This window comes from Candidatus Pelagibacter sp. HIMB1509 (assembly GCF_052047855.1).
Lineage (GTDB): Bacteria > Pseudomonadota > Alphaproteobacteria > Pelagibacterales > Pelagibacteraceae > Pelagibacter.
The window spans coordinates 1102983-1127193 of record NZ_JBNAIU010000001.1; the positions used below are offsets into that span (position 1 = coordinate 1102983).

Consider the following 24211-nt stretch of genomic DNA (forward strand, 5'->3'; position numbering starts at 1 on the left):
TTTATTGTTGGAAACTATATTTTTTTTCTAAATACTTAATCACATTATGAATAACAAAAGTCATAAACAAATATATTCCACCAGCTACAACAAATACTTCTATAGGCTTAAATGTTGTTGATATGATGTATTTTGCAACACCAGTTAAATCCATTAGTGTTACGGTGCTTGCTAATGAAGTACCTTTCATCATTAAAATTATTTCATTTCCATATGCTGGAAGTGATTGCCTAATCGCAATAGGTATTTGAATTTTATAAAATATAATTTTATTTGAAATACCTAGACTTTTTCCAGCTTCAATAACTCCGGGTTTTATAGTTTGAAATGCAGATCTCAATATTTCAGAGGTATATGCCCCAGTATTTAATGTGAAAGCAATTATTGCACACCAATAAGGTTCTTTTAAAACAACCCATAAAAATGTTGATCTTAAATATTCAATTTGTCCTAACCCATAGTAAATAATAAAAATTTGAACTAATAAAGGAGTACCTCTGAATAGATAAGAATATCCATAGGCAAATTTATTAATAAATATATTTTTGTTTAATCTTAAAATTGCAAAAAATAATCCAAGAAATAATCCAAAAAATAAAGAAGCAGACAAAAGCTTTAAAGTAATAACAGTTGCTCCTAATAGTTTTGGAAAACTGGTGATCATTAAATCAAAATCCATTAATAACCCCTACTATATTTGGCTTCTAATTTATTAATTAACTTCATGCTTATGTAAGTGAGCATTAAATATAATACTGCTGCAAAAGAATAAAAAAATAATGGGTCTCTTGTAGATCCTGCAGCAATATATGATTGTCTCATGATTTCAACTAATCCAGTTACAGATATTAAAGAAGTATCCTTTAAAGTGATTTGCCAAACATTGCTTAGATTTGGAATTGCTAATCTTAACATTTGAGGAAAAATTATTTTATAGAATTGACCAAATTTGCTGATACCTAAAACTTTAGCAGCTTCAAACTGCCCTTTATCAATTGATTGTATAGCTCCTCTAAAAACTTCTGTTGAATATGCTCCTGAAATAATACCAATAGCAACAGCACCAGTAATAAATGCATTAATCTCTATATATTCGTAATAACCAAATATTGACGCAACATACATGATAGCGCCACTGCCACCAAAAAATAATAAATATATTACTAATAATTCAGGAACACCTCTTATTACTGTGGTGTAAAAATTACCTATAAAGTTTAGTGTTTTGTATTTTGAAAGTTTAAGTGGAGTAAATATTAATGCAAAAAGAAAACCAACCAACATTGCTGTAACAGATACAGCAACAGTCATTAAGGTTGCATAAAATAACTCGTCACCCCAACCTGTTTTTCCAAATGCAAGAAGTTCCATATAGACTGGCGACTATATATTATAGTCGCCAAATCCAAAATTAATTACATAGAAGCGTCGAAACCAAAATGTTTAATTGCAAGTTTGCTGATTATTCCTTGTTTTCTAGCTTTGTTAATTGCTTTATTGAAATCTTTTAAGATTTTAGCGTCTCTTTTTCCAATAGCACTATCGCTCGCTTGTCTGATTCCAACACCAACTCCATTTCCAAATGCTCCACCTGAAAAAGTTGGTCCAACTAAAACAACTGGCTTACCAGATTTATCTGCATAATCTGTAAATGCTACAGCCGCAGCAAGTGCAACATCGCATCTTCCAGAAGTTAAATCTAAATTAACCTCGTCTTGAGTTTTATAAGTTCTAACATTAACACTTCCAACATCACCAGACTCTAAAAAGTTTTGGTGAATTGTTCCTGTTTGCGTACATACAGTTTTTCCTGCAAGAGCATCTGTTAGAGTTTTAAGTGCTTTTTTAACACTTGAACCACCTAAAGATAAGTTAATACCTTCTGGTGTATCCATGCCTTCTAAGCTTGAACCTTTCATTACAGCAAGAGATGCAACTTCATCAGCATAACCTTGTGAGAAAGTAATTGTTTTCTTTCTTTCATCAGTGATTGACATACCGGCCATGATTGCATCAAATTTTCTCATTACTAATGCAGGTATCATTCCATCCCAATCTTGCTCAACGATTGTACATTCATACTTCATAATTTTGCAAAGCTCTTGAGCTAACTCAACCTCAAATCCAATCAAATTGCCAGAAGCATCTTTTGAATTCCATGGAGGATAAGCACCTTCAGTTCCAATTTTAATTTTCTCAGCGGAAACATTTCCGATGATTAAAAAAGAAGCCATAACTGTTAAAATTGTTTTTTTGAATATATTCATATTTTCTCCTTTAATTGGAATAATTATTTCACAATTTTTAGAAAGAAAAAAGAAAAATTAATGATTTATTGAAGATGAAAAGTTCCAAGCACAATCAAAACTTGGTATATAAACTCTAGATAATTTGGCATTACCAAAATTTTGATTAAATACATTTAACCAACTATCAACTTGCTTAGGTTTTTTATCCTGACTACCAACTTGAGCTGTAATTACTCCTTTTGGTTTTAATATTCTCACCAAAGAGTCCATATTTTTTGCTGCTAGGTCTATGCAAAACTGATCATCATTTAGATCAACAAAAATATGATCGTAAGTATCATCAGCTACTGATTTAATACTTTCAAATGCATCTCCCCAAACACATTTAACAGAATTTTTTTCTGTCGCTTTTTTTCCAATATCACCAAGATGTTTATTGCATACTTCCACAACTTCTGGATCTAATTCATACCAATCAATAAAATTAAAATTTTTTGAAATACATTCTCTTGCAACTCCACCATCTCCACCTCCAATGATAGCTGCTCTTTCGTTATCTTTGTTTAAATTTAAACCTGAACCAACAAATGTAGAGCTGTATAAATGTTCATCAGTTGCAGCAACTTGAATTTCACCATCTATAAATAATGATTTTCCAAACTGCTCAAGATCTAAAATTTCAATATGTTGGCCAACTTTAGATATAAAATCTTCTAAAACATCATTTACGACATAAGATTTTTGTAAACCTGGAGAACTATATATGTCATGATAAAGTGATTTTGTGTCTCTATTAAATTCTTTTTTAACAATTCTTGTATGTTCAAATTCTTTTTTAATTATATCAATTGCAACTGAAGGACTTACTTTCCCACAAGTAAAAAAATCAAAACTAATAATTCCTTTTTCAGGAAATGTATGAAAACTAATATGGCTTTCTGCTAACAGAGCCAATATTGTGAAACCTTGTGGTTCAAATTTATATTTAGAAATATTTAATATTGATACTTTTGCAGCTTTTGCAATTGCATGAATTACTTTTTCATAAACAGAAGGATCGTATTCTTTTGTAGTTCCAATGATGTCTAGAGTTATATGTTCTCCAACTTTGGTCATTAGCTATCCTTTTTTATAATTTTTAGCTTTAGATAAAACTTTATTCATTTCTGCTATAGAAAGAATTTTAGGCTTACCCAATTTCAGGCTCGTTATATACTGAAGCGATATATTTTCAACCTCTTCAGCTAACTCAAAAGCTTTAGGCAAATTATCTTCAAATGCAATCTGACCGTGATTTGCAATTAAACAAGCTTTTCTACCTTTTAGAGCTCTCAAAATATTTTTTGATAATTCTCTTGTTCCAAAGGTTGCATATTTTGCACATTTAATGTCATGGCCACCAGCCATTGCAACCATATAATGAAAAGAAGGGATTCCTTTATTATGAGTAGATACAGCAGTTGCATTTGTTGAATGAGCATGAACAATCGCTTTAGCCTCTTTTTTATTTTTATAAATATCTTGATGAAATTTCCATTCTGATGACGGAATACCCTTTTTTTTATCAAACTTACCGTCCAATGTAACGAAAACTATATCTTTATTTTTTAAAGTTGAGTATTTTTTTCCAGTCGGGGTAATTAAAAAACCATTTTTATACCTTACTGAGATATTTCCAGATCTTAAAGCTGATAATTTTTTTGTATTCAAAATTTTTGAATATCGAATAATTTCAGAACTTAAATTTTTCATTTAAATAAGTTTTTTAGTCCATTGGTGGAAGCTTCACATACTCCTCTCTCAGTAATTAATCCACTTACATATTTTGCAGGAGTTACATCAAAAGCTAAATTCATTGCTTTACTTTTTTGTGGGTATATCAAAACTTTCTTAACTTGATTGTTTTCATCAATGCCCTCAACATGAGACAATTCCTCAGAATTCCTTTCCTCAATAGGAATGTCTTTTGCATCTTTAATATTCCAATCAATTGTTGAACTTGGAAGTGCAACATAAAAAGGAACTTTATTATCATGTGCAGCTAAAGCTTTTAGATAAGTTCCAATTTTATTACATACATCTCCATTCGATAAAGTTCTATCTGTTCCAACAATACACATATCAACTTCCCCTCTTTGCATTAAGATACCTCCAGTATTGTCTGCAATAATTGTATTTGGAATTTCTTCCTCATTTAGCTCATATGAAGTTAAATTTGCACCTTGGTTTCTTGGTCTTGTTTCATCTACCCAGACATGAACTGGAATTCCTTTTTTATGAGCATGATAAATCGGTGAAGTTGCTGTTCCCCAATTAATTGTTGCTAACCAACCTGCGTTACAATGAGTTAAAATATTTATTGTATTTTTTTTTTTATTGTAGATTTCTTCAATTATTTTTAATCCATTAATACCTATATTCTCACAAAATTTTTCATCCTCATCACAAATTTCTTTAGCTTCTTTTAAAGCTATATTTAAAATTTGATCGCTATTGATCCCTGATAATTTTTTCATCATACGATCTACTGCCCATTTCAAATTTATCGCTGTAGGTCTTGATTTAATTAATTCTTCTGAACATTTGTTTATAAATTCTTTATTAGTATTCTCCTGAATAGCTAATACCATCCCATAAGCGGCTGTTCCTCCTATTAAAGGAGCGCCTCTAACTTCCATAACTTTGATTGCGTTGATTGCATCTTTAACTGATTTAAGATCTTTTATTATAAATTGATGTGGAAGTTTTGTTTGATCAATTATTTTTACTATTTTATCCTCGTGCCATATTGTTCGGTATTCTTTTCCTTGAATTCTCATTTACTTAAAACTCTACCCGCAACAGTTTTTAACTTATCTATTGTTTTTTGGGTTCGTTTTTCTGGAGCAGTAATAATAGCTACATCTAAGCAATTATTAGTTGGATCATTTGGATCTATATGGCTTTCAAAATTATCAATTAAATTTTTAATCATCACTTTTGCTTTTTGGGCATTTCCTAACAAAACTTTTATCACTTGTTGAACATCAACGTTTTCATGATCTGGGTGCCAACAATCAAAATCTGTAACCATTGAAACTGATGCATACCTAATTTCTGCCTCTCTTGCGAGTTTTGCCTCAGGCATATTAGTCATACCAATTACATCTGCTTTCCAAGATCTGTATAAATTAGATTCTGCCAATGTAGAAAATTGTGGACCCTCCATAACAACATAAGTTCCATTTCTTTGATATTCGATATTGGATTTTTTAATCGCATCTTCACATGCATTCATAAGTCCATTAGATGTAGGATGTGCCATCGATACATGGGCTACGATTTCATCATCAAAAAAAGTTTTTACTCGTGCAAAAGTTCTATCAATAAACTGATCAACAATAACAAATTTTCCAGGTGGCAATTCTTCTTTCAAAGATCCTACAGCTGACACTGAAACAATATCAGTAACACCTAATTGTTTAAGTGCATCAATATTTGCTCTAAAATTTATATTCGATGGAGAAACAAAATGTCCTCTCCCGTGTCTAGGTAAAAAATAAACTACTTTATTATTATAATTAGTTTTTAATATTTGATCAGATGGTTTACCCCATGGTGTATTAATTTCTAATAATTCTCTGCTAGTAAATTCCTCAACATCATAAAGACCACTGCCGCCAATTATTGCTAATTTATTTGTTGTCATAATTTAAAATATATTTATTTATAATTAAGTATTATGAATTTAAAAGATCATATTAGATCAATTCCTGATTATCCAAAAAAAGGTATTTTATTTAGAGATATAACTACTCTAATTAAAAATGAGGAAGCTTTTGCTGAAACAATTAATCAAATTATTGAAAGATCTAAAAAATATAATTTCACTAAAATTGCAGCAATCGAATCTAGAGGATTTGTGTTTGCTTCTGCTGTTTCTTATAATCTAAAAAAACCATTTATAATGTTAAGAAAAAAAAATAAACTTCCCGCCGATACTTATTCTGTAGACTTTGAACTTGAATATGGTACTGCAACCATAGAAGTTCACAAAGACTCTTTTAATAGTAATGATAAGGTTTTAATAATAGATGATTTAATTGCGACTGGTGGAACTGCTGAAGCAGCAGCTAAATTAGTAAGTATTTCAAAAAGTAAAGTTGCAGCGTTTATATTTGTTATAAATTTGTTTGATCTTGGAGGCTCTGATAAACTCTCAAAATCTGGTTATAGTGTTGAAAATTTAATTAGTTTTCCAGGTCATTAAATTAAATAATATTTGCTATGAATAAATGAATTTAAAATAATTTTATGTCCTATAAAAAAACTGAAACATATAAACATTTTATTAAAAGTAAATATTATTGCTTAAAACATAAAAATTACTTTCATATTTACGATTTATTATTAAAAAAATTTAAAAATAAGCCCATTACTTTTGTGGAAATTGGAGTTTTTTCTGGTGGATCACTTTTTATGTGGAGAAACTTATTTGGCAAAAGAGCGAGGATTATTGGTATAGATTTAAATCCAGATGTTAAAAGATTTGAGAAGTATGGTTTTGAAATTTATATTGGAGATCAAAGTAAAGAAGAATTTTGGAATTATTTTTTTAAAAAAATTGGAAAAGTAGATGTAATACTTGATGACGGAGGTCATACAAATTATCAACAGACAATTACAACTAATAAATGTGTTCCAATGATTAAAGATAATGGTATGTTAATTGTTGAAGATGTTCATGCAAGTTATATAAAACATAATTGGTATAACCCAAGCAAATATTCTTTTATAAATTACGCAAAGAAAATTGTTGATGATATAAATACTAGATTTCCTGGAATACCTGATTTTAAATATTCATTAAAAAAATATATTTATAAAGTTGAATTTTTTGAAAGTATTGTAAGTTTTCATATAAATAGAAAACTTTGTAAGAAAAATTCTTTTATCAATAATTCAAAAAAAACAACTTCACCAATAGAGTTTCGCAATAAATTGGATGAAGGGTCGATTTTGTTTAAAATTAAAAATTATTTCAATTTAAAGAATAACTTTACCTACCCAACATTTATAATAAATGCGTTAAAATTAAAAAAATTTTTTAAATAATCTATAGATAGAATTTGAGTTATTTTTTCATGAAAAAAATTTTCACACTATTAATTATACTTTTATTATCAATCTCTCCAGTTTACGCAAAAAAGGACAAAGGTGGCAAAGATAACTCTTCATCAAGTTCAAATTCTGGAAGCTCATCATCTTCATCAGGTTTAGGCAAATCAGAGTCTAAATCTGCAAAGTCTGAAGATAAGGCTGCAGAGAAAGCTGCAAAAGAAGAAACTAAATCATTAACTCAAAATGTTAAAGCACCTAAAGGAGCTAGCAAACAAGAGAAAGAGAAAGTTAAAGCGATCAACAAGTCTTTAAAAGAAACTAGAAAACTTGAGAACAAATTAGCAAAAGCAAAAAATGATCAACAAATACAAAAAGCTTTAGAAAATTTTGATAAGAATGTTTCAAAAATTAATAACGGTCAAAAAGTTTCAACTTATGTAAAAGTTGCAAAAAGCCTGGGATTGAATGCTTCAATTGGTGCTTTACAGGCTAATTTTGGCACTCCACAAGAAACTGGAATTTTAGAATTACAAAATCAAATTCAATTAACTAATTCTCTAATTAGCTCACTGCCAAATCAAATTCAATCAATTGAGTTAACTATTAATAACTTAAATCAATCAATTTCAGAATTAAATGGATCAATCGATACTTTGCAAAATGAAATAGATGAATTGAATACCCGGCTTAATCAAATTAATGAAGAATTAACAAATACAGAATTAACTGAAGAACAGATTGAAGATTTAAATAACCAAAAAACTTCTATTGAAAATCAAATATCAGATACTCAAAATTCACTAGATAACTCTCAGTCTGAATTAAATACAAATACAGATCAATTAAATACTGAAAATCAAAACTTAAACAACTTTCAAAAAGAGTTAGATGCTGCAACGGCAAGCCTTTCTCAATTAGAACAACAACTAAATGAGACCGTTGAGAGTGTTAATATAGGAAAAAGGGATAGTGGCTGGACTACAGTCAATCTAGATGCAAACAATGATGGCATCATAGATGAAAACGATATTCAGTAACTGATATAATTGACACCTCAGAGACGCAAAACAGACTAATGCTTCTAGAATGGTAGCGGGAAGTGGGATCGAACCACTGACCTCGGGCTTATGAGTCCCGCGCTCTAACCAACTGAGCTACCCCGCCATTACTTAATCGTAAACATTGTCCAACAATCACAACGTTTTTTGTTTGCAACATAGTATAAAAAAATAAAATTAAAAGCGATTATTTTATTCTAAACTAATGCTGTGTGACCATGCGTGGACCAAAAATAAGGGTCCCAAATTTAATTCTAAATTAGATTAATAATTAATTAATTTTAAGTGTTAACTTAAGTCTAATGTTGCTTATATATTGACCTTTAGCAAAAACAGATAAGTTAGACTCAACGTTCAGGATTTGGTAATCTTCTTAAATGCCCACTTTTTTCGAAAGTGATTTATCATTACCAAGCTTTTGGAGATCAATAATCTTATACGGCAAAAATACAGCTTCATATAAATTTGCGTTAGCAAAATCTTTAATTGAACTATCTAAAAATAATGACGATTTAATCAAAATCGATGCTCTTGCAGTGCCATTTAGTAAAAATTTATGTGAACACTTAAAAGTTAATGAAAAACAAATAACATCAAAAAATAGTAAATTTTTAGAAAATCTGAAAAGATTTAACAATGGTGAGATAAGTGAAGATGAAAGAAATCTAGTTACATCCAAGTTAGGATTTACAAACGTGATCGATAGATTTCATATTGTTAATCAAAAACCTATTGATAATCTTTTTTATATTGATGAACGAAATACCAACAAAGGTATTCGGTTAACTAAAAATTTCTATAATCTTTTAGAACTTCAAGAAAGTGAGAATTTTTCTAATGAGGTTGAGGCAAGATGGTCTTTAGTTGAAACTGCGTGGAAGGTTGGTACTTCAATACGTCTGCACCAGGCTAAATATGATGATGTAAGTGGAAATATTTCAATAGATAGATCCACTGTTACATCAGCACGTAATGCCCTTAATGGTTACCAAAAAAGTAAATGTTTTTTTTGCTTTGATTATATTTCAATCATTAATCATTCAGAAAATTTGTGTGATGTTGATCACTTTTTTCCACATTATTTAAAGGGTAAGAATTTTTCTGGCTATATTGATGGTATTTGGAATTTAGTTTTAGCATGTGGCAGTTGCAACAAGGGTGAACATGGTAAGTTTGCAAAACTTCCTAAAGTTGAATTATTAGAACGTCTAAATAAAAGAAATGAATATTTTTGTTCTAGTCATCATCCCCTAAAAGAGACGATTATGCTACAAACAGGACAAACTAAAGATATAAGAAGAAAGTTTTTACAAAAATGCTTTAATGAAGCTAAAGATATATTGGTTCATACTTGGTCTCCAGAACAAAAAGGATCTTCAATATTTTAGGAATTTATGTTTTATAATCTTTTATGAGTGATTGTATTTTTTGTAATAAAGAAAAACTAAACATCATTTACGAGGATGATATCTTTTATGTAATAAGAGATGCATACCCAGTAACCAAAGATCACACACTAATTATTTTAAATAATCATAATAAATCTTATTTTGATTTAAGGCATAAGGATATTCTTCAACTTTATGATGTTATTAAATTTCAAAAAGAAACTTTAATGGCAAATGATCAGTCTATTACAGGTTTCAATATAGGGATTAACCAAGGAAAAGATGCAGGGCAAACAGTTATGCATCTTCATATTCATCTAATTCCTCGAAGAAAAGGAGATGTTGACGATCCGAGAGGTGGAGTGAGAGGGGTTATTTCATCTAAGCAAAAATATTAAATATGGACACTAGACCTTTTGAGTTAGGAAGATTAGGTTCAGCACCTAGTGATTGGATAAATTCAACTATCGATATTGCAGTCAATATTTTAGAACATAGAATAAAAACACTAGATCAATATAGTCTCGAAGGTAAAAAAGTTAATAACCTAATAACAAGAGAGTTATTGGGTAGAAGTATTTGGAAATATAGTGAGGCTTTTGGTAAATTTAAAGGATGTCCATTTTGGAGTGAAAAAGCGTATAAACTATTTATTAAAAATAATTCTTCATCAGTTGGAAAATTAGGCAAATATTTAAGACATGAACATACTTATCCTCAAAGACTTTTAATAGAAAAATTGTGGAAAATAGAAAAACCAAATAAAAAAATTGTCAGAGAACTATATGATAAGTTTGCAGTTGCAACTGTTATTACAAAGGAAGAAAATGATAAATTAAATAGTAAAGAAATTGGGTTAAGGGTTGCTACTATTGATGAAAGTAACATTTGGCTAAGATATAATAATTCTAAAATCAAGATTAAAATTATTAAGAATCCTTTAAACAATATTTTTTATAAAAATCATTATAATCAAATGATTTTAGCTAAAGTATTTTAAAGTTTAAAAATATTGAAAATAAAAATAAGTAGGAAAAAAAAATATTTGTAATGCTCTAAAAAAACCAACTATTGAACCAGCTAAAACATTTTCTATTTGGCAAGATATACTATCTCTGTAACATGAATCGTAACTAAAAGCAGAATATAAAAAAGTTATTATAGATATTGCGATTAATATTAAAAAAAAATTATTTACATACTCTGTGATTTTTTTATGTTTAAAATCATCTTCATTTATAAGATTTAAAATAATACCATAAAAAGCAAAACAGAAAAAATAAGCTACAAGTAGTTCCATTAGAATGTTATATTGTATTATATCATGACATATAAAGGTCACTATAATCAATTCTTCAACTGTTTATCTTGTAATAAAAGAACAGATATAATGCTAGATAACTGTACGTATTGTGGATCAACAACACCTGTAGATCAAAAAGATTATAGACGAATGCGAACTAGAAAGCTTAATGCAATTTTAATTTCTAAACTTGAAAAATTAAACAAGGAACTAGTCCATTTAATAAAGATAAATCCTGATCTTAAAACTTACTTACCTAAACGTTCAGTATGGGGCGATATAAAGTTTAAGGCAGGCCTTTATAAAGGATTAATAAAACACAAATTAGATTTATATTAATGAAAAACGTGCTTGATACAATTAACCATCCAAAAGCAACTCCAGAGAAAATAAAACAAATGAAAAATAATGGGTGGACTGATCAAGAAATAGCTGAAAAATTTGCTTATATGGAAAAGATCCATACTGAAATAGATGCTATAATTGGTAAAGCAAAAAATGTTTCAAATAACTAAATGAAAACCTTCCAAAAATACTTCACAGAAAACACACCTGAAAAAACTATAGATAAGTACATCAAACTAGTTTTAAAAACTATTGATCCAGATGATCAAGTTGAGATTTATTATGACTTTGAAGAAGGAATGCAGAAAGTGAATATTAAAGTCTTAGATAGAGTTTTGCATTAATGTCCTTAAGGAGTATTTTTGAGTCAATTTGGAACTATGATTTCTCACATTGGTTTATTTATTTAATTATAGCTTTTTATGTTATATTTAATTTAGTCATAATTTTAAGACTTGTTGCAAATATTTTTAAATTTAAAGAACTTAAAAAAGATTTTAGTTATTTTATAGAAACGATTGGTATACCTTTATTTCTATTTGTTGAAATATTTATTGCTTATAATATTTATTTTGATTAAAATTAATTATCCGTGATTTAGAAAAAACTCTACTTGCTTCGGATATAAAATATTAACGCTAAAGGAGGCAATATGGCTACCATTAAAGGTATCTACGAACTAATCAAAAAAGATCAGCTAGAAGGCAAAGAAATCAACTCATTTGAACAAGCTATTGTTGATGCAGTTGAAGCTGAACAATTCACAACGACTAAGGAAGTAAATCTTACTTTTATCAAAAACAAAGATGGAGGTGAAGATGGCAACTATTAAAGAGTTATATGATTATATAAAACTACAAATAAAACTTGGAAAACCTATTACCCCTTTTCATCAGGCAATTGTTGATGCTTATGAGATAGAAAACACTAGAACTTTTAAAGAGATTAGTAGTTCTCATATAGTTAAAAAAAAGGTTAAATAACAATAGTTCGTAGTTCGTGGGCCTTGGAACATGTACCATTGCTCACGGATCACGGATCCTTGACCGATTAAAATTCAAGTTATTTATTATTTATTTGAAATAATAAGGTCAAATGAGGTCAATAACTTGCTTTAAGGGCTCAAGTAAAGAGGTCTAAAAAATATTCATTTTAAACACCCTGCATAAAATGAATGAATGAATATTATTATTATGTTCATTCATTCATAAGCCCCTGGATGATTATTTTTCATCCATGTAGAATAATATTCATTTAATATTTTGTTAACCTTGCCTACAGCCATATCAAGTTTTTTAGCAATATCTTTTTGGGATACTTTATACTTCTTATTTATAGCATTTTCTTCTAGCCTATATTGTGGAATATTAATTTCATTCATCCGTAATTGATATTTAAGGTCCTCTAATTTCTTTTCCTTTTCGATTTTTGCATCTTCATATATATCAAATATTTGTTTACAGATATTTCCGACTTCTATGTTTTGAGGTATCTGAGCAATTTCCCAATTCCCATTAAAATCGTATTCACATTCAAAATCTTCAGTTTCATCAGGTCTAAGCCCTCGCGCTTTATCAAATTTTAATCTTAATCTGATTTTATTTTTTGTTCTACCCTTCTGCACTGAATTCACAAATAATGAAACATTTGCCCAATCTGTTTTAGAAGAAGATCCTCTAGGCCCCCCATCAGAATTTTTACCATGGTGATCAATTACAATTGTAACAATCTCAAGAGCTCTTAGTTGCAATAACCAAAGCCCAATAGGTCTCCATTCGTCACTATCATTTTCTTTATAATTTGAAAGAGATCTTAAGTTATCTAGAACAAGAACAGGTTTTTTAGTTGTTTTATTTTCTATTTCTTTAATAGATTTAAGAATTAAATCTTGACCTTCTTTAAATTTAATATCTGGTAACTTTTGATCTTTTTGGTGAGAGTAATTAATAATATTAAAAAAATAAGGATCTGGGAATTTATTTTGAGTATAAGAAATAGACCTTTCCTTTATATCAAATGGGTCCATCTCTCCATCTACATATATAATTGGCCTTGGTTCGTGAGCCGTGTACCTCAAAAACTTTCCTCCTGATGCAATAGCATGAGTGAGACCTAAAGTGAATTCTGTTTTACCATTACCTTTAGGTCCTGAAATAAAATTAATTGAGTTTTCTTTAATTAGTCTTTCAATAATAAATGATGGTTTTTGAATATCTAAATTAAAGTATTCCTGAAGGTCATACATCTTTAGATCTTGAACTTGGTTGTCTTCATCTTTATCTTTGCCATAGATATCAATTATTTTAAAAACGTCCTTAATTGCAGCAACTGAAACATTTGTAATTTCAGAAAGCGTTTTTAGCCCCATTATCTTTTGATTTTTAGCTATTTGATCATGAGCATGAGAGCCTTTATTGCTTCTCTCAAAAGTGTCATCATTGTTAACTTCTGAAAGCCTCTCAATAAATTGATTTATCTTGTCAGCACTCCATCCACCCCACTTAGCTAATACACAAGCAACAGCGTAACAAAATTGATCTCTATTCCCCTCAGCTGGATAGATAACTGACAATATAGTTGCAAAAACAACTAAATTTAAATCTTGCTCTAAATTACCATTGTACTCTGTTGCAGTATCAAACTTGCTCCATTCTACTGGTTCACCATTAATAATTGATCCTGGAACAATTGACTGTTTTCCTTTCCCAGATCTAAGTTCAAGAATAGTTCCCTTTTTGTCAAATTTAGAAAAATAATTCTCAAACTCTTTAGGGAATGACCATTTTTTAAATTTTGATTTGCCTTTAAAAAGAATATGTGAGTTAGGATTGGATTTTCTTCCATAGATCAAATTACTTCTAGATTTAATTTGATCTAAAAACTTGTGACAAAACGGATTGTCAATATCAATATCTATAAAATTTAAAAGATGTAGTCCAATATTGTCATTCTCTGAAAAGTTATTTTTATCAGTGATTTGATCTTGCCAATTTAAGCCCTTTGGTTGTTTTGAATTTTTTTGACATGGAATAATGTCAAAACCTTTTGAAATATACTCATCAATATTCATTTGTAATTACCTCGTATTAAAATTTATGTAACTCGGTCTAATGACAGAGCGGAAAAATGATTATTGGTTCGTGATTCGTGATTATTGTTTCTTGGGCCTAGCAATTACCTATTATGCGAACGGGCTAGTTTTGACGCCGTACATCTAACTTAAAACACTAGCAAAAAGTTAAATATTATTTACATAAAAGTAAACTGAAACGTGATTACATTTATTTTTATAAAATATCAATAGCTATTTACTAAAAAAAATTAAGATTTTGATTAATTTACATAACTTGTTGGGATGGGCTGAGTTCTGATAAAATATAATAGGTTACATTGGGATTAAGTAAGTTGCTGTTTAATATATATCTATGGACTCTTATTAATTAATGCTTTCTTTTAGTAGTTTTATCTTTTGCAATTTTTTTGATTAATGAAACTAATTTTTTAAAATTTTGTTTGAGAACTTTATTTCCTCTAAGATTTTTATTGTAGCATTTTAGTAGGCTTTCATAATACCAGTAAATTTTTGTTGGTTTGGCATTGAATCTTTTCCACAGCTTCTTTCCTATCCGATCGTAGTCATTGACAATACAAGATGCGTTATGAGTTTTATCACAAATTGATACTAGTAATGATGATTGAGATTTTTTACTTAAATCTAAAATATATTGTTTTTTTCTCTCCAGCCATGGAGGTTTAGGAGTCACTTTTGTATCAGTGCAATCTTCTACTATTTTTGCAACTTTATTGCCAAATTTCCTTTTAATTAATTTAAGAGTTTTTTCACCTCCTTGATCTTCAACAGCATCATGTAAAAGCCCAGCGATTGCCTCGTCTGTGTTTCCTCCATTTTCAATAACAAGATTACTTACGGATGATAAATGGAAAAAATAAGGAATTTTAGTATCTTTTCTAAATTGTTTTGAATGAAGTTCAAAAGTAAATATTAATGCTTTTCGATATCTATCTTTATTTATCATTTAATCTTTATAGAATTTTAAGATAATTTTTTACTTAACTGACAATTTTAATCTTGCCATCTTCTCTTCTACTTCTTTTATGGCCTTATGAATTTTATCCTTTTCAATATCACTTATTTTTTCACCACTATGACTTTTAGGATCTAAAGACTCGTTCGTTACATCCATTAAATCCCCTATTCTTCCTCCAATGTTAATTAAAGTATTGGAAATATTGTCAGAGCTATTAATGTCTTTTAACTCTTCATTTAATAATGTTTCAAAATTATCTAAAAATGGAGTTCCCTTTTGATTTTTTTGTAAAATCAGATCTAATTTAATTGCATCAATAAAATGTAAATTATGATCTTTATCATCTGGATCACTACATTTTCTAAAATGAGATAGCGATTTTCCAGTTAGCTCCTTAACATTATCCTCATTTAGATCTTTAATTACCCCTGATAGTATACTTTCAATTGATAATGGTTTTCTAAGTTTAGTCATAAAATCTTAATAAGTAGGCATTTTAGTTAAAATAATTGTTTTTGCATCCGAATATTGACCTTCCAAAGCTTGCTTAGCTTCAGACATTGTTCTTCCTTTTTGAACAACCTTAAACGCCTTGCCATCTTTTAAGGTCACATAAAATTCATAATCTTTCATTTCCATTATTTATTCTTCCTATAATTAAATATGGGTTTTAATCTTTTAAATAAACTTTGCTCTAAAGTAGAGTTTTCACTGTTTATATTAGAAATTACAATATTGATATATTTGGTATCTTTAATCATATCTTTATTAAAATTATTTTTGTCTTTAAAAAAATGATTATTAATTCTGCCTATACAATCATTTGATGTACCTACATACAAGGTTAAATTTTCCTTATTTTTAAAAATATAATTACCTTTAATTTTCATAAGATCAGGTTTGAATTATTACTAGTTAATCAGGTCTATCAATTTTAGTTATTATTGGGGTCCAATACCTTCTACCAGTAATTGATACTTTCATATGTTGTATAATCCCACTTTTTAATAACCTGCCCCTTTTATAAGGTTTAGGTTTTTTAAATCTTATTGATTTATACGTAGATTTTTTTCTTATTTTTATTTTAAAAGGTTTATATGTTTTCATAATTTAATCATAAAACAGAACCTCAATCCGTCAACCTAGGATACAGTGAAATAATGATTAATGGTTTTCACTTCTACCCCAGTTGACAGATTTAAAATCTATAGGATTATATTCATTAAAAAGGAGTTAATAATGGATAAAAAAATAAAAGTTCAAGTGCCCAGTACTAGTAGTGATTATTTTATTGATGTTTATTTAACAGAAAAACAAAATAAGTTTTTAAATAAATTTAATCAAATAATAGATAAAAAATTATATAATATTTTTGACTCTCTCATAGAGGAAATAGCAAACACACCTGAGTATAAAAATGTTGATAAATTTGAACTCTTTCAATTATATCATGATATTCCTGGTTCTATATGGAGTGGTGCTGCTGTAGATCAATTATTACCAAGATTCTATGGCAAAAAAATAAAACCACACGTTTAGTTTTTAATATTTATTTAAAACACAAAATCAAATTTAAATATATTTCTTCAAATAATCTTTATTTTTATATATGATTTAATTATGGGAAATTTATTTACAAGAGTAAGTGAAATAATGGATAAGATTTACGAGGATAGTGTATTCAGTGTAGATCGTGAAGAAGAATTAGCAAAATTACTAAAAGAAAATTTTGAAGATTGCTTTAAGAAAGCATTAACTGAACTTGAAAATCCAGAAGAAGAAATACCCTCACCTGGTCAAATAGTAGGTTACATCGAACAACTTCCAGAAGTTGAACAAGCAAAAGCCTTGGCCATTGTTAATGATTGGTTTGATAATTTAGATGATTAATTTTATCTAAACATTTTAACTTGCTCTGAAATAGCTTTGTAATCATCATCTGTATCACATACAGGATTTTTCATCATTTCATCACAAGCATTAGCAAAGTCTTTAAGAAAAATATCTTTTTCTTCATCAGTTTTTAAGCTTTGATAAATGCCTGATGGCAAATCATCAGTATCATAAATCATTTGAAGAATTGTATCTACTTTGTCTCTAGCATCGCCATCAAAAGTACCCTCGGAAACTAGATCTTCATATTTCTTGTATAATTGATCAAATTTATTCACGATTTAAAGTGTATCAGGTTCGTTGTGGTCATACCAAGCTTGAACTATATTTCTCAGAGCTAAACCTACATAGTTATCTAATTTCTCATCCTCAGCTGCTTTATCAATTTCGCTTATTTGTTCTTTTGTAAGCTCTACCGAGTCATTAACTCCATGTAGATCCTTGATATAACTTTCTATCCATTCAGTTGCTTCTGCCTCTAAGTGATCTTGAAGTTTACCGAGTTTTTTATATTCAAAAGTCATTTATCCTAACCTTTGCTTTTTTTATAACAAACTATCATTCACTTACAATCAACAAAGCAATCTCTTTGTAAAAATAACTCCAACCTGTCAATTAAAAGGTCTTTACGCTCTATTTCATCTAGTTTTATCTCTTTTATTAAATTTTTAATTTTATTAAATATTTTAGTATTGTGTTCTAAATCTTCACCCTGCAAACCAAAATCATCTACAACATTGAGCCTTGATTTAAGTACATCTTCAAACTCGTCTACATACTCTCCTAAATCAACTTCTTCAGAATTAATCTTTTCCAATGTTACATCTTGAGGGTAATGATTATTAAAAATATTTATTAACTCTTTTTTATCCATTAAGTTTTTTTTAAATAGCTTCTTATTCTTTTAAAAATCTAAATCTGATCCACTTTCAACTAAATTCTTTAGCGCTGACTCATATTCAGTAATAAATTCATCTTCTCTGTCACCCATATATTCACCTATTCTTCCAGGAGTAATGTCTTCTGGGTCCTCATCAGGTTCATCTTTTTTTTTAGCCTCAATGGTTAATTTATATTCTTTTGGAAATTTATTTTTTAGATGTTCTAGTAATTCATTTTCAAAATTCATTTCTGGATCATACTCAGAGTTGATTTTCTCTAATTTCTTATGAAGTTCTTCTAATTTTTTTAAATTACTCATGTATTTCAAGATTATTTAAGAATGAGCTTATCTTAATTATTTGATCATTTGAAGTTATTATTTGTTTATAATTTTTTAAATTTTCCTCATTAAATTCATCATTAGCTATAGGTTTAAAATTTTTAATACATTTTTTCTCTACTTGATTTTCTAATATTTTTTCTGAAATTTTTTTATCACCTACATATCTAAAATAAACACATTCAAAATGGTCTAGAATATTCTTATTATCTTTTTTTTTAAACTCGTCCCAATTTTGTAAGCAAAATTTTAATCTATTGATTGTAGTATTTGAACCTTCGTTTGTTAATAATTGAATAACTTTTTTATCATCAATAAATGTAATTTTGTTTAAAAATATAAAAATTTCATGATCTTTTTTAAGAATATTTTTATATTTATTTTTTAATTCACTTTTTTTTAATTTAATATGTTCTGATAAAATTTTTTCTATTATAATTTTTTCATTATCATTTTGAAGCTTTTGATAATAGTCAATCAATTTATTATAAGTAAAATTTTTATAAAATTTAGTAAACTCACTATTTTTCTTATCAGGGTATTTGGTTTTATCGGCCGATAAAAAATTAAGAGGTAAAAATCTAGATGTAAAACTTTTTATATGTTTTTCCCAACGATCCACAACATTGCCTTTTCCGTGATGCAATCCTATGTAGACTAATTTATCTTTAAAAAAAATAGCATAAATACCTTTGGACTCACCTCCATTAAGTCTTTTTATTTCTTTAAGTTGTAAATTAAATGGATAATATCCAGATTTTTTTTTCTCAATAACTTGGAAATATTCTTTAAGATTTACTTTTGGGATAGTTTTAAACATCAAGAGATATAATCATCCCATTGATCTAAAATTGTTTCTAATCTATGCCAAATTCTTTCATCAAAGTTTTTTGTTTTTTGCTTAAAGATTTCTATAATTTTTTCTACAGTTTCAATTGCTAACTTTTTTTCACTAATGTAGTTCGATAAATCTACAGGAAATTCATCAACATAATTAAATCCAATAATTTCATCACTCCAATCAACTTCGTTTATATTAATATCATCCTTACCTTTAAATATATCAGGACTTTTATCTCCAAGAGGATATTCAATTCCTCCACTAAATCTTTTCTTAAATAAAGCTCTCATAGCTTCTACGTGTAAATTTAGATCTTCTGACATTATTTTGTCTCCTGAATGGTTTTAGAAACTTCATGCTGCCCAATTAAATCTAAAAAAATTTCATCAATTTCACCTGGAATGCCAGATTGATTTTTAACCTCATTACTTAATTTTTCTATAAATATATTTTTTTTGTATGTCATTGATTATTAATCTTATTAATATACCACTCATTGTATTTGTCATCTTCCTCACCATAGAATCTATGTGCCATATCTCCATACTCTTCTAAATCTTCATCTGTTTCATTTAAAATTTCATCAAGAGCATCTCTAAAAACTTTTGCAATAGTATTTTCTTTTACTAAATTTTCTGCTTCTGCTCGTGTCATATTTAATTCATCACAAACATCTTTCAAATCATCTTTACCTGTAAGTGTGTTCCAACCATCGTATTCTAACCACTTGTTGAAACGTTTACTAAAGATTAAAGATCTTTCTTTGCTAATTTTTGTTTTATCGGTCATTGTTTCTCTTTGTAAAATTCAAAATTCTTATCATATAATAAATTTGTTAAAAAACTAAGATGAGGTTCAGGTATTAACTTATAGTGTCTAATATTTATTACATCTTGTTCAGTTAGATTATTTATAATAGCAAATTCCCTCATATCTTCACTTAATTGGAATCTTAGCTTATTTTTGAGATCATATTTAGTCATTAGTTTATTATAATATATGCAAATATCTACTTTGATTAACCATTTCTAAATCATTAAAGTTTGCAATAGTTATTAACCTGTCTCCTTGATCTAGTTTAATTTTATCTGTTTGCTTAGGATTGATAGATATGTTTTTAATTTTTCTTTTTTGATTTTCATCAAAATCATAATCAATAATTCCAATTAAAGTTTCATTTTTATTTTGAAAGTGTTTTTCTAATTCACAGAAAGTAGCAGTTAGTTCTTTATCAACCAATGTATGAGCTTTAATGGTGTGAGCTCTACTAAATAAAAGATCAATTAATCTAGTATTTTTAATATCAAAGGTACCCGCTGCAATATATTTACTGATAATAGAGTTCATCTCAATTACATCATTACCAATATAAGGACTAAAATATTTCGATTTATAGTCTTCTAGGATTTTTTTACTTCGATAACCATTAATCTCAGTAATCATTGAGTGATCAGCCATTTTACCATCGCTAAGTCTTAAATTAGAAAAGCCTACAAAATTATTGATCATAACATGATCTTCAGTGGGGTTTTCTCTAAATTTTTGAATTTGTTGATTGGTTTCATTGAAGAAAATATAGCAATTATCATTTTCGTATTCAGATACAGTTCCAAGGCCCATGTCTTTTGTTAGCTCATTTAAATCTTTTTCCTCAAAATTAACGTTGTCCTTTAAATCGTTAATCATTGTTTGTCTGTTCGCTTGAATTAAATTAAATTCATCATTTACTAGTTTTTGATCTTTTAAGATTTGATCTTTTTTAATTTCAATAAATTCTATTTTTTGAGTTTTATGCTTTTTGATGATTAAATAAATTTCATCATTGTCATCGATTAATTTTCCAACATGTTGCTTAAATTGATTTTGAAGATTGGGTTTAAATTTATACCTTAATTCACTTTCAGATTTATTTTTTAAATTATCAATTTCTGATTTAGAAACAGCATTCACTATATAATCACCAGCGTTAATTGATGATTTTAGGCTAGAGTTTTTGTTAATAACATAAACTTGTAAATCAAATTTATTTTTCTCTCCAATATTTACTGTATGAAAAATTAATCCCAATAAAGAATGATTTTTTTGATCTTTATTTATTTCATAGTCAGGTGATGTTGGTAAAAACTTTTTGTCAGATAAATTATTTTCAATTTTGTCTTTATAAACTTTTATACCTTTTAAATTATTATAATAATTACTTGCAATTATTGACCTTAAAAGTTCAATTAGATAAAGATTATCTTGTTCTTTACTGTAATCAAACATAGCAATGTTGATGTCTTTGTTATCCTCTTTAAAATTAGCATTAATATCTGCAACTTCTTTTACTTGATTTTCGATGCTATTTAATTCCTGTAAAATTTGATCTTCATTTTTAGCAATACAAATAAGACCAAAGTTATCAGATAGTGGAAAATCTTTAGGACTATTTATAAATATCTTATTCCAAGTAATATTATGTTTTTGGTCGTTTAGATAAAAACCTATGACAATAATATTGTCACAAAGAGCATTAAAATCTTTAATCGTTTTACCGATATTCTTTTTTAAAATATCTGAATATTTTTGATCATTAGGATTTACAAAGTAAATCTCAGACCCCTCATAACCAAATAAATTATCATAGATCTCCGATAAATCTGGAGTATTGGTGCACTGTGAAAGTAAGGTATTTTTTAAATTAGCAGAGCTGATGATGTCAGGATCCTGCCAAGAGAAACCTTTATTATTCATTTGTTTAACAATTAAATCTCGACAAAAATCTAAATATAAAAAGCCTCTCATTTCATCATGAAATTCAGCAAGAACTTTACATGGATTTTTTTGCCAAGCATCACTTCCAAGTAAAGAGGCGAAGCTTTTACCTACTTCCACATCACAGTCTAGTTCAGTTTTAAAAGTTTCACTTACATCGGGTTTTAAAATAATTAATTGTTTTGCTTTTTCTAAATTTATTCTCTCTTGTAAGCTTTTCTGCCAAGCGTAACCTTTTCGTGCAACAATAGTAATATTTTTTGGAACTTTAATTACGTTATTAATTTTTTCTAAAACCTTTAATGGCTCTTCATTACTAACAATTACAAAGGATTTTTTTTCTTTTATATAAGCATTGCAAAGTTCAGAAATTAAAGGAATGAGCCTTCTGCTAAAATTAAAAAAGATAATGTGATTTTCTTCCTCAATTTTTGTTTTACCTGTTCTTAAAGACTCAATTTTATTAGAAATAAAATTTGTAATTATTCCAATTAACGCTGAAAAAATTAAAATACCAAATATTGTTACATTAAATTTAAAGAAAAAATCAAAGAAGTTATTTTTATCTACATCTAAACCAAAAATGGCATTTTGATCAAAAAATAAATTAAACGCTTGCCAAACGGTAGCTGTAAAAAAGTTATCATCACCAAGTAGCCCTATTTTTTGTAATGCAAAAAAAAGTGTAGAAAATAATAAAATTCCAACAACACTAATACCAATTAAAAATAAAACCAAATTAAATAAATTTTGTTCAAAGGCTTTATTGAATCTGTATTTTAAAAATTTCCACATATTTAATTTAACCTTTCCTCTTTTATTCTTTTAAAGTTTTGAACCAAATGGACCAAGGTATCGTATGCTTCATCTTTTTCTATATCTTTGATGATTTTAGCTTTTGCCTCTTCAATTAAATTATTTCTTTTAAAATCTAAATTGTATCTTTTTTTTAAACGTGTCATTACTATTTTCGAAATCAGCACTAACTCAGCACATAAATCAATATCTTTATCTATTTTTTCTTTATCATATTGTTCTAATATAAAAGCCACCACTTCCATGGCTTTAATTTCTATTCGTTTATTATTATCTATTTGCATTCAAAATCTCCTCTCTATATTTACAAGTTCCACATGAAGAACTTGATGGAGGGGCATCATTTGCATAAAGGATATCTTGGATTTTAGTGATATATTTTAATAGAGATTGATCATCTCTTTTGATTTCAAACCATTTGGTATCAAAAACCATATTGCAATCAGTACTTTTAGCATCTTTTATGCTGCTTGGTTCAAAACAAAATATTCCAAGCTTTTTGACTGGTTCTAATTTTAAACTTCCAGATTTTGGATTTTCCATCATCAGAGCATAGCTCTGTAGCTGAGTTGCATAGGTATCAATTTTTTTTTCATTGATATTAGTTGTTTTAAAATCAACTATGGTAAAACTATCTTTATGTTTAATATATGCATCAATTTTTCCACCCATAGTAAATGGTCTTTCCTTTAAATCATAAAGAACGTCAGATTTTAACATTTTATTGTGATCTGTAAAAATAACACCTTCCTCAAGTTCATCAGAAATAACTTTGCTAGATTTATTATGGTAATAATGTTTGTGAACTAAATCAATTTTAGAAAATATTGAGGGAAAAGCTGTTTTTAATTCGAGCTTATTCACTTTTCTATCGTAAAAACATTTCTGACAACCTTCAAATCCAAATGCAAATTCACTAGGTGAAAAATTAAAATAATCTTGTTTCAATTTAAAATTTCTTTCTAAATTAAATAGTTTTTTCTTCTCTTCATTATAAGCATTTTTGACGATTTGATAATCATTATACATTCAGTTTTTCCTTTATTAATTGTTTATACGTAAACAGAATTACACAGAATTGAAATCTGTCAACCTCATGGAGCGTGAAATAATTTTTAATTATTTTCACTCAAAAAAATTCAAAAAAAACATTTTTAATTTCTAAGTGAAAAATAAATTTAAAAATTTCACTT

39 protein-coding genes and 1 tRNA gene are annotated in these 24211 nt (G+C 27.9%); 14 read left to right on the top strand and 26 right to left on the bottom strand.

Going from position 1 to position 24211, the window contains the following annotated elements; all coding sequences use genetic code 11:
• Nucleotide 1 precedes the first annotated feature (1 nt).
• Genes ACTTBO_RS05935 through ACTTBO_RS05965 form a run of 7 tightly spaced genes read right to left on the bottom strand, consistent with a single transcriptional unit; the run spans nt 2 to nt 5937 of the window.
• Entirely contained in the window at nt 2-679 is a 678-nt protein-coding gene (locus ACTTBO_RS05935; RefSeq protein ID WP_440656802.1) for an ABC transporter permease, read from the bottom strand.
• Nucleotides 679-1371, bottom strand: a complete 693-nt coding sequence (locus ACTTBO_RS05940; protein ID WP_440656803.1) for an ABC transporter permease — start codon at nt 1369-1371, stop codon at nt 679-681. The genes ACTTBO_RS05935 and ACTTBO_RS05940 overlap by 1 nt, the downstream gene beginning before the upstream one ends.
• Nucleotides 1372-1415: 44 nt before the next feature.
• The gene (locus ACTTBO_RS05945) at nt 1416-2267 is read right to left on the bottom strand and encodes a transporter substrate-binding domain-containing protein (RefSeq protein WP_440656804.1); all 852 of its coding nucleotides are present in this window, start codon (nt 2265-2267) and stop codon (nt 1416-1418) included.
• Nucleotides 2268-2324: 57 nt separating this feature from the next.
• Complete coding sequence (gene speD, locus ACTTBO_RS05950; RefSeq protein WP_440656805.1) at nt 2325-3365, bottom strand: adenosylmethionine decarboxylase; 1041 nt, start codon at nt 3363-3365, stop codon at nt 2325-2327.
• Nucleotides 3366-3368: 3 nt separating this feature from the next.
• Nucleotides 3369-4001, bottom strand: coding sequence for a class II aldolase/adducin family protein (locus ACTTBO_RS05955; protein ID WP_440656806.1), 633 nt, complete (start codon nt 3999-4001; stop codon nt 3369-3371).
• Complete coding sequence (mtnA, locus tag ACTTBO_RS05960; RefSeq protein WP_440656807.1) at nt 3998-5068, bottom strand: S-methyl-5-thioribose-1-phosphate isomerase; 1071 nt, start codon at nt 5066-5068, stop codon at nt 3998-4000. The genes ACTTBO_RS05955 and mtnA overlap by 4 nt, the downstream gene beginning before the upstream one ends.
• Nucleotides 5065-5937: an S-methyl-5'-thioadenosine phosphorylase gene (locus ACTTBO_RS05965; RefSeq protein WP_440656808.1), complete on the bottom strand. Its 873-nt coding sequence runs from the start codon at nt 5935-5937 to the stop codon at nt 5065-5067. The genes mtnA and ACTTBO_RS05965 overlap by 4 nt, the downstream gene beginning before the upstream one ends.
• A gap of 33 nt (nt 5938-5970) precedes the next feature.
• On the opposite strand from ACTTBO_RS05965, the gene ACTTBO_RS05970 reads away from it, so the two are divergent.
• The 3 genes from ACTTBO_RS05970 to ACTTBO_RS05980 are packed head-to-tail and all read left to right on the top strand — an operon-like array spanning nt 5971 to nt 8386.
• Complete coding sequence (locus ACTTBO_RS05970; protein WP_440656809.1) at nt 5971-6498, top strand: adenine phosphoribosyltransferase; 528 nt, start codon at nt 5971-5973, stop codon at nt 6496-6498.
• A 44-nt stretch (nt 6499-6542) separates the two neighbouring features.
• Nucleotides 6543-7343 carry a class I SAM-dependent methyltransferase gene (locus ACTTBO_RS05975; protein ID WP_440656810.1) on the top strand — a complete coding sequence of 267 codons (801 nt, stop codon included), beginning with the start codon at nt 6543-6545 and terminating at the stop codon, nt 7341-7343.
• A 29-nt stretch (nt 7344-7372) separates the two neighbouring features.
• Nucleotides 7373-8386, top strand: coding sequence for a hypothetical protein (locus tag ACTTBO_RS05980; protein ID WP_440656811.1), 1014 nt, complete (start codon nt 7373-7375; stop codon nt 8384-8386).
• Nucleotides 8387-8436: 50 nt separating this feature from the next.
• On the opposite strand, the gene ACTTBO_RS05985 is transcribed toward ACTTBO_RS05980, so the two are convergent.
• A tRNA-Met gene (locus tag ACTTBO_RS05985) sits at nt 8437-8513 on the bottom strand.
• A 271-nt stretch (nt 8514-8784) separates the two neighbouring features.
• On the opposite strand from ACTTBO_RS05985, the gene ACTTBO_RS05990 reads away from it, so the two are divergent.
• Genes ACTTBO_RS05990 through ACTTBO_RS06000 form a run of 3 tightly spaced genes read left to right on the top strand, consistent with a single transcriptional unit; the run spans nt 8785 to nt 10795 of the window.
• Nucleotides 8785-9795 carry an HNH endonuclease gene (locus ACTTBO_RS05990; protein ID WP_440656812.1) on the top strand — a complete coding sequence of 337 codons (1011 nt, stop codon included), beginning with the start codon at nt 8785-8787 and terminating at the stop codon, nt 9793-9795.
• Between the two features lie 23 nt (nt 9796-9818).
• On the top strand, nt 9819-10193 hold the full coding sequence (locus tag ACTTBO_RS05995; protein WP_440656813.1) for an HIT family protein: 375 nt from the start codon (nt 9819-9821) through the stop codon (nt 10191-10193).
• A gap of 2 nt (nt 10194-10195) precedes the next feature.
• A complete protein-coding gene (locus ACTTBO_RS06000; protein WP_440656814.1) occupies nt 10196-10795 on the top strand; it encodes a hypothetical protein in 600 nt (199 codons plus the stop codon).
• Between the two features lie 3 nt (nt 10796-10798).
• Here ACTTBO_RS06000 and ACTTBO_RS06005 read toward each other — a convergent pair whose 3' ends face one another.
• Nucleotides 10799-11095, bottom strand: coding sequence for a hypothetical protein (locus ACTTBO_RS06005; RefSeq protein ID WP_440656815.1), 297 nt, complete (start codon nt 11093-11095; stop codon nt 10799-10801).
• Between the two features lie 24 nt (nt 11096-11119).
• Between ACTTBO_RS06005 and ACTTBO_RS06010 the strand changes: the two genes are divergently transcribed.
• The 6 genes from ACTTBO_RS06010 to ACTTBO_RS06035 all read left to right on the top strand — a co-directional run bounded on the left by ACTTBO_RS06010 (nt 11120) and on the right by ACTTBO_RS06035 (nt 12426).
• Nucleotides 11120-11437: a hypothetical protein gene (locus ACTTBO_RS06010; RefSeq protein WP_440656816.1), complete on the top strand. Its 318-nt coding sequence runs from the start codon at nt 11120-11122 to the stop codon at nt 11435-11437.
• A complete protein-coding gene (locus ACTTBO_RS06015; RefSeq protein ID WP_440656817.1) occupies nt 11437-11613 on the top strand; it encodes a hypothetical protein in 177 nt (58 codons plus the stop codon). Before ACTTBO_RS06010 ends, ACTTBO_RS06015 begins: the two co-directional genes overlap by 1 nt.
• Nucleotides 11614-11787: a hypothetical protein gene (locus ACTTBO_RS06020; RefSeq protein WP_440656818.1), complete on the top strand. Its 174-nt coding sequence runs from the start codon at nt 11614-11616 to the stop codon at nt 11785-11787. It begins immediately after the preceding gene.
• Complete coding sequence (locus ACTTBO_RS06025) at nt 11787-12023, top strand: hypothetical protein (RefSeq protein WP_440656819.1); 237 nt, start codon at nt 11787-11789, stop codon at nt 12021-12023. The genes ACTTBO_RS06020 and ACTTBO_RS06025 overlap by 1 nt, the downstream gene beginning before the upstream one ends.
• 72 nt (nt 12024-12095) lie before the next feature.
• Nucleotides 12096-12275, top strand: coding sequence for a hypothetical protein (locus ACTTBO_RS06030; protein ID WP_440656820.1), 180 nt, complete (start codon nt 12096-12098; stop codon nt 12273-12275).
• Nucleotides 12262-12426 carry a hypothetical protein gene (locus ACTTBO_RS06035; RefSeq protein WP_440656821.1) on the top strand — a complete coding sequence of 55 codons (165 nt, stop codon included), beginning with the start codon at nt 12262-12264 and terminating at the stop codon, nt 12424-12426. Before ACTTBO_RS06030 ends, ACTTBO_RS06035 begins: the two co-directional genes overlap by 14 nt.
• A gap of 218 nt (nt 12427-12644) precedes the next feature.
• On the opposite strand, the gene ACTTBO_RS06040 is transcribed toward ACTTBO_RS06035, so the two are convergent.
• The 6 genes from ACTTBO_RS06040 to ACTTBO_RS06065 form a co-directional block, all read right to left on the bottom strand.
• A complete protein-coding gene (locus ACTTBO_RS06040) occupies nt 12645-14513 on the bottom strand; it encodes an AAA family ATPase (RefSeq protein WP_440656822.1) in 1869 nt (622 codons plus the stop codon).
• A 370-nt stretch (nt 14514-14883) separates the two neighbouring features.
• On the bottom strand, nt 14884-15480 hold the full coding sequence (locus tag ACTTBO_RS06045; protein ID WP_440656823.1) for an HD domain-containing protein: 597 nt from the start codon (nt 15478-15480) through the stop codon (nt 14884-14886).
• Nucleotides 15481-15510: 30 nt separating this feature from the next.
• Nucleotides 15511-15966, bottom strand: a complete 456-nt coding sequence (locus tag ACTTBO_RS06050; protein WP_440656824.1) for a hypothetical protein — start codon at nt 15964-15966, stop codon at nt 15511-15513.
• 6 nt (nt 15967-15972) lie between these two features.
• On the bottom strand, nt 15973-16131 hold the full coding sequence (locus ACTTBO_RS06055; RefSeq protein WP_440634481.1) for a hypothetical protein: 159 nt from the start codon (nt 16129-16131) through the stop codon (nt 15973-15975).
• Nucleotides 16131-16382, bottom strand: a complete 252-nt coding sequence (locus ACTTBO_RS06060; protein ID WP_440656825.1) for a GIY-YIG nuclease family protein — start codon at nt 16380-16382, stop codon at nt 16131-16133. Before ACTTBO_RS06060 ends, ACTTBO_RS06055 begins: the two co-directional genes overlap by 1 nt.
• A 25-nt stretch (nt 16383-16407) precedes the next feature.
• On the bottom strand, nt 16408-16599 hold the full coding sequence (locus ACTTBO_RS06065) for a hypothetical protein (protein ID WP_440656826.1): 192 nt from the start codon (nt 16597-16599) through the stop codon (nt 16408-16410).
• 132 nt (nt 16600-16731) lie between these two features.
• On the opposite strand from ACTTBO_RS06065, the gene ACTTBO_RS06070 reads away from it, so the two are divergent.
• Both ACTTBO_RS06070 and ACTTBO_RS06075 read left to right on the top strand, forming a co-directional pair.
• A complete protein-coding gene (locus ACTTBO_RS06070; protein ID WP_440656827.1) occupies nt 16732-17031 on the top strand; it encodes a hypothetical protein in 300 nt (99 codons plus the stop codon).
• 114 nt (nt 17032-17145) lie between these two features.
• On the top strand, nt 17146-17382 hold the full coding sequence (locus ACTTBO_RS06075) for a hypothetical protein (protein ID WP_440656828.1): 237 nt from the start codon (nt 17146-17148) through the stop codon (nt 17380-17382).
• Nucleotides 17383-17384: 2 nt separating this feature from the next.
• Here the strand turns inward: ACTTBO_RS06075 and ACTTBO_RS06080 are convergent, their stop codons facing one another.
• The 11 genes from ACTTBO_RS06080 to ACTTBO_RS06130 all read right to left on the bottom strand — a co-directional run bounded on the left by ACTTBO_RS06080 (nt 17385) and on the right by ACTTBO_RS06130 (nt 24047).
• The gene (locus tag ACTTBO_RS06080; protein WP_440634477.1) at nt 17385-17663 is read right to left on the bottom strand and encodes a hypothetical protein; all 279 of its coding nucleotides are present in this window, start codon (nt 17661-17663) and stop codon (nt 17385-17387) included.
• Nucleotides 17664-17666: 3 nt separating this feature from the next.
• Complete coding sequence (locus tag ACTTBO_RS06085) at nt 17667-17909, bottom strand: hypothetical protein (RefSeq protein WP_440656829.1); 243 nt, start codon at nt 17907-17909, stop codon at nt 17667-17669.
• A 38-nt stretch (nt 17910-17947) separates the two neighbouring features.
• On the bottom strand, nt 17948-18259 hold the full coding sequence (locus tag ACTTBO_RS06090; protein WP_440656830.1) for a hypothetical protein: 312 nt from the start codon (nt 18257-18259) through the stop codon (nt 17948-17950).
• Nucleotides 18260-18289: 30 nt separating this feature from the next.
• The gene (locus ACTTBO_RS06095) at nt 18290-18586 is read right to left on the bottom strand and encodes a hypothetical protein (RefSeq protein ID WP_440656831.1); all 297 of its coding nucleotides are present in this window, start codon (nt 18584-18586) and stop codon (nt 18290-18292) included.
• Complete coding sequence (locus ACTTBO_RS06100) at nt 18579-19427, bottom strand: hypothetical protein (protein WP_440656832.1); 849 nt, start codon at nt 19425-19427, stop codon at nt 18579-18581. Before ACTTBO_RS06100 ends, ACTTBO_RS06095 begins: the two co-directional genes overlap by 8 nt.
• Nucleotides 19427-19771 carry a hypothetical protein gene (locus ACTTBO_RS06105; RefSeq protein ID WP_440656833.1) on the bottom strand — a complete coding sequence of 115 codons (345 nt, stop codon included), beginning with the start codon at nt 19769-19771 and terminating at the stop codon, nt 19427-19429. The genes ACTTBO_RS06100 and ACTTBO_RS06105 overlap by 1 nt, the downstream gene beginning before the upstream one ends.
• On the bottom strand, nt 19771-19914 hold the full coding sequence (locus ACTTBO_RS06110; RefSeq protein WP_440656834.1) for a hypothetical protein: 144 nt from the start codon (nt 19912-19914) through the stop codon (nt 19771-19773). The genes ACTTBO_RS06105 and ACTTBO_RS06110 overlap by 1 nt, the downstream gene beginning before the upstream one ends.
• Nucleotides 19911-20237, bottom strand: a complete 327-nt coding sequence (locus ACTTBO_RS06115; RefSeq protein ID WP_440656835.1) for a hypothetical protein — start codon at nt 20235-20237, stop codon at nt 19911-19913. Before ACTTBO_RS06115 ends, ACTTBO_RS06110 begins: the two co-directional genes overlap by 4 nt.
• 201 nt (nt 20238-20438) lie before the next feature.
• A complete protein-coding gene (locus ACTTBO_RS06120; RefSeq protein WP_440656836.1) occupies nt 20439-22997 on the bottom strand; it encodes a hypothetical protein in 2559 nt (852 codons plus the stop codon).
• Between the two features lie 2 nt (nt 22998-22999).
• Nucleotides 23000-23302: a hypothetical protein gene (locus tag ACTTBO_RS06125; RefSeq protein ID WP_440656837.1), complete on the bottom strand. Its 303-nt coding sequence runs from the start codon at nt 23300-23302 to the stop codon at nt 23000-23002.
• Entirely contained in the window at nt 23289-24047 is a 759-nt protein-coding gene (locus tag ACTTBO_RS06130) for a PD-(D/E)XK nuclease family protein (protein WP_440656838.1), read from the bottom strand. Before ACTTBO_RS06130 ends, ACTTBO_RS06125 begins: the two co-directional genes overlap by 14 nt.
• Nucleotides 24048-24211: the final 164 nt, after the last annotated feature.

Bases quoted from the DNA above. Each gene is read 5' to 3' on its own strand.
- ACTTBO_RS05935 (WP_440656802.1), bottom strand. From the start codon at position 679: ATGGATTTTGATTTAATGATCACCAGTTTTCCAAAACTATTAGGAGCA.
- ACTTBO_RS05940 (WP_440656803.1), bottom strand. From the start codon at position 1,371: ATGGAACTTCTTGCATTTGGAAAAACAGGTTGGGGTGACGAGTTATTT.
- ACTTBO_RS05945 (WP_440656804.1), bottom strand. From the start codon at position 2,267: ATGAATATATTCAAAAAAACAATTTTAACAGTTATGGCTTCTTTTTTA.
- speD (WP_440656805.1), bottom strand. From the start codon at position 3,365: ATGACCAAAGTTGGAGAACATATAACTCTAGACATCATTGGAACTACA.
- ACTTBO_RS05955 (WP_440656806.1), bottom strand. From the start codon at position 4,001: ATGAAAAATTTAAGTTCTGAAATTATTCGATATTCAAAAATTTTGAAT.
- mtnA (WP_440656807.1), bottom strand. From the start codon at position 5,068: ATGAGAATTCAAGGAAAAGAATACCGAACAATATGGCACGAGGATAAA.
- ACTTBO_RS05965 (WP_440656808.1), bottom strand. From the start codon at position 5,937: ATGACAACAAATAAATTAGCAATAATTGGCGGCAGTGGTCTTTATGAT.
- ACTTBO_RS05970 (WP_440656809.1), top strand. From the start codon at position 5,971: ATGAATTTAAAAGATCATATTAGATCAATTCCTGATTATCCAAAAAAA.
- ACTTBO_RS05975 (WP_440656810.1), top strand. From the start codon at position 6,543: ATGTCCTATAAAAAAACTGAAACATATAAACATTTTATTAAAAGTAAA.
- ACTTBO_RS05980 (WP_440656811.1), top strand. From the start codon at position 7,373: ATGAAAAAAATTTTCACACTATTAATTATACTTTTATTATCAATCTCT.
- ACTTBO_RS05990 (WP_440656812.1), top strand. From the start codon at position 8,785: ATGCCCACTTTTTTCGAAAGTGATTTATCATTACCAAGCTTTTGGAGA.
- ACTTBO_RS05995 (WP_440656813.1), top strand. From the start codon at position 9,819: ATGAGTGATTGTATTTTTTGTAATAAAGAAAAACTAAACATCATTTAC.
- ACTTBO_RS06000 (WP_440656814.1), top strand. From the start codon at position 10,196: ATGGACACTAGACCTTTTGAGTTAGGAAGATTAGGTTCAGCACCTAGT.
- ACTTBO_RS06005 (WP_440656815.1), bottom strand. From the start codon at position 11,095: ATGGAACTACTTGTAGCTTATTTTTTCTGTTTTGCTTTTTATGGTATT.
- ACTTBO_RS06010 (WP_440656816.1), top strand. From the start codon at position 11,120: ATGACATATAAAGGTCACTATAATCAATTCTTCAACTGTTTATCTTGT.
- ACTTBO_RS06015 (WP_440656817.1), top strand. From the start codon at position 11,437: ATGAAAAACGTGCTTGATACAATTAACCATCCAAAAGCAACTCCAGAG.
- ACTTBO_RS06020 (WP_440656818.1), top strand. From the start codon at position 11,614: ATGAAAACCTTCCAAAAATACTTCACAGAAAACACACCTGAAAAAACT.
- ACTTBO_RS06025 (WP_440656819.1), top strand. From the start codon at position 11,787: ATGTCCTTAAGGAGTATTTTTGAGTCAATTTGGAACTATGATTTCTCA.
- ACTTBO_RS06030 (WP_440656820.1), top strand. From the start codon at position 12,096: ATGGCTACCATTAAAGGTATCTACGAACTAATCAAAAAAGATCAGCTA.
- ACTTBO_RS06035 (WP_440656821.1), top strand. From the start codon at position 12,262: ATGGCAACTATTAAAGAGTTATATGATTATATAAAACTACAAATAAAA.
- ACTTBO_RS06040 (WP_440656822.1), bottom strand. From the start codon at position 14,513: ATGAATATTGATGAGTATATTTCAAAAGGTTTTGACATTATTCCATGT.
- ACTTBO_RS06045 (WP_440656823.1), bottom strand. From the start codon at position 15,480: ATGATAAATAAAGATAGATATCGAAAAGCATTAATATTTACTTTTGAA.
- ACTTBO_RS06050 (WP_440656824.1), bottom strand. From the start codon at position 15,966: ATGACTAAACTTAGAAAACCATTATCAATTGAAAGTATACTATCAGGG.
- ACTTBO_RS06055 (WP_440634481.1), bottom strand. From the start codon at position 16,131: ATGGAAATGAAAGATTATGAATTTTATGTGACCTTAAAAGATGGCAAG.
- ACTTBO_RS06060 (WP_440656825.1), bottom strand. From the start codon at position 16,382: ATGAAAATTAAAGGTAATTATATTTTTAAAAATAAGGAAAATTTAACC.
- ACTTBO_RS06065 (WP_440656826.1), bottom strand. From the start codon at position 16,599: ATGAAAACATATAAACCTTTTAAAATAAAAATAAGAAAAAAATCTACG.
- ACTTBO_RS06070 (WP_440656827.1), top strand. From the start codon at position 16,732: ATGGATAAAAAAATAAAAGTTCAAGTGCCCAGTACTAGTAGTGATTAT.
- ACTTBO_RS06075 (WP_440656828.1), top strand. From the start codon at position 17,146: ATGGATAAGATTTACGAGGATAGTGTATTCAGTGTAGATCGTGAAGAA.
- ACTTBO_RS06085 (WP_440656829.1), bottom strand. From the start codon at position 17,909: ATGACTTTTGAATATAAAAAACTCGGTAAACTTCAAGATCACTTAGAG.
- ACTTBO_RS06090 (WP_440656830.1), bottom strand. From the start codon at position 18,259: ATGGATAAAAAAGAGTTAATAAATATTTTTAATAATCATTACCCTCAA.
- ACTTBO_RS06095 (WP_440656831.1), bottom strand. From the start codon at position 18,586: ATGAGTAATTTAAAAAAATTAGAAGAACTTCATAAGAAATTAGAGAAA.
- ACTTBO_RS06100 (WP_440656832.1), bottom strand. From the start codon at position 19,427: ATGTTTAAAACTATCCCAAAAGTAAATCTTAAAGAATATTTCCAAGTT.
- ACTTBO_RS06105 (WP_440656833.1), bottom strand. From the start codon at position 19,771: ATGTCAGAAGATCTAAATTTACACGTAGAAGCTATGAGAGCTTTATTT.
- ACTTBO_RS06110 (WP_440656834.1), bottom strand. From the start codon at position 19,914: ATGACATACAAAAAAAATATATTTATAGAAAAATTAAGTAATGAGGTT.
- ACTTBO_RS06115 (WP_440656835.1), bottom strand. From the start codon at position 20,237: ATGACCGATAAAACAAAAATTAGCAAAGAAAGATCTTTAATCTTTAGT.
- ACTTBO_RS06120 (WP_440656836.1), bottom strand. From the start codon at position 22,997: ATGTGGAAATTTTTAAAATACAGATTCAATAAAGCCTTTGAACAAAAT.
- ACTTBO_RS06125 (WP_440656837.1), bottom strand. From the start codon at position 23,302: ATGCAAATAGATAATAATAAACGAATAGAAATTAAAGCCATGGAAGTG.
- ACTTBO_RS06130 (WP_440656838.1), bottom strand. From the start codon at position 24,047: ATGTATAATGATTATCAAATCGTCAAAAATGCTTATAATGAAGAGAAG.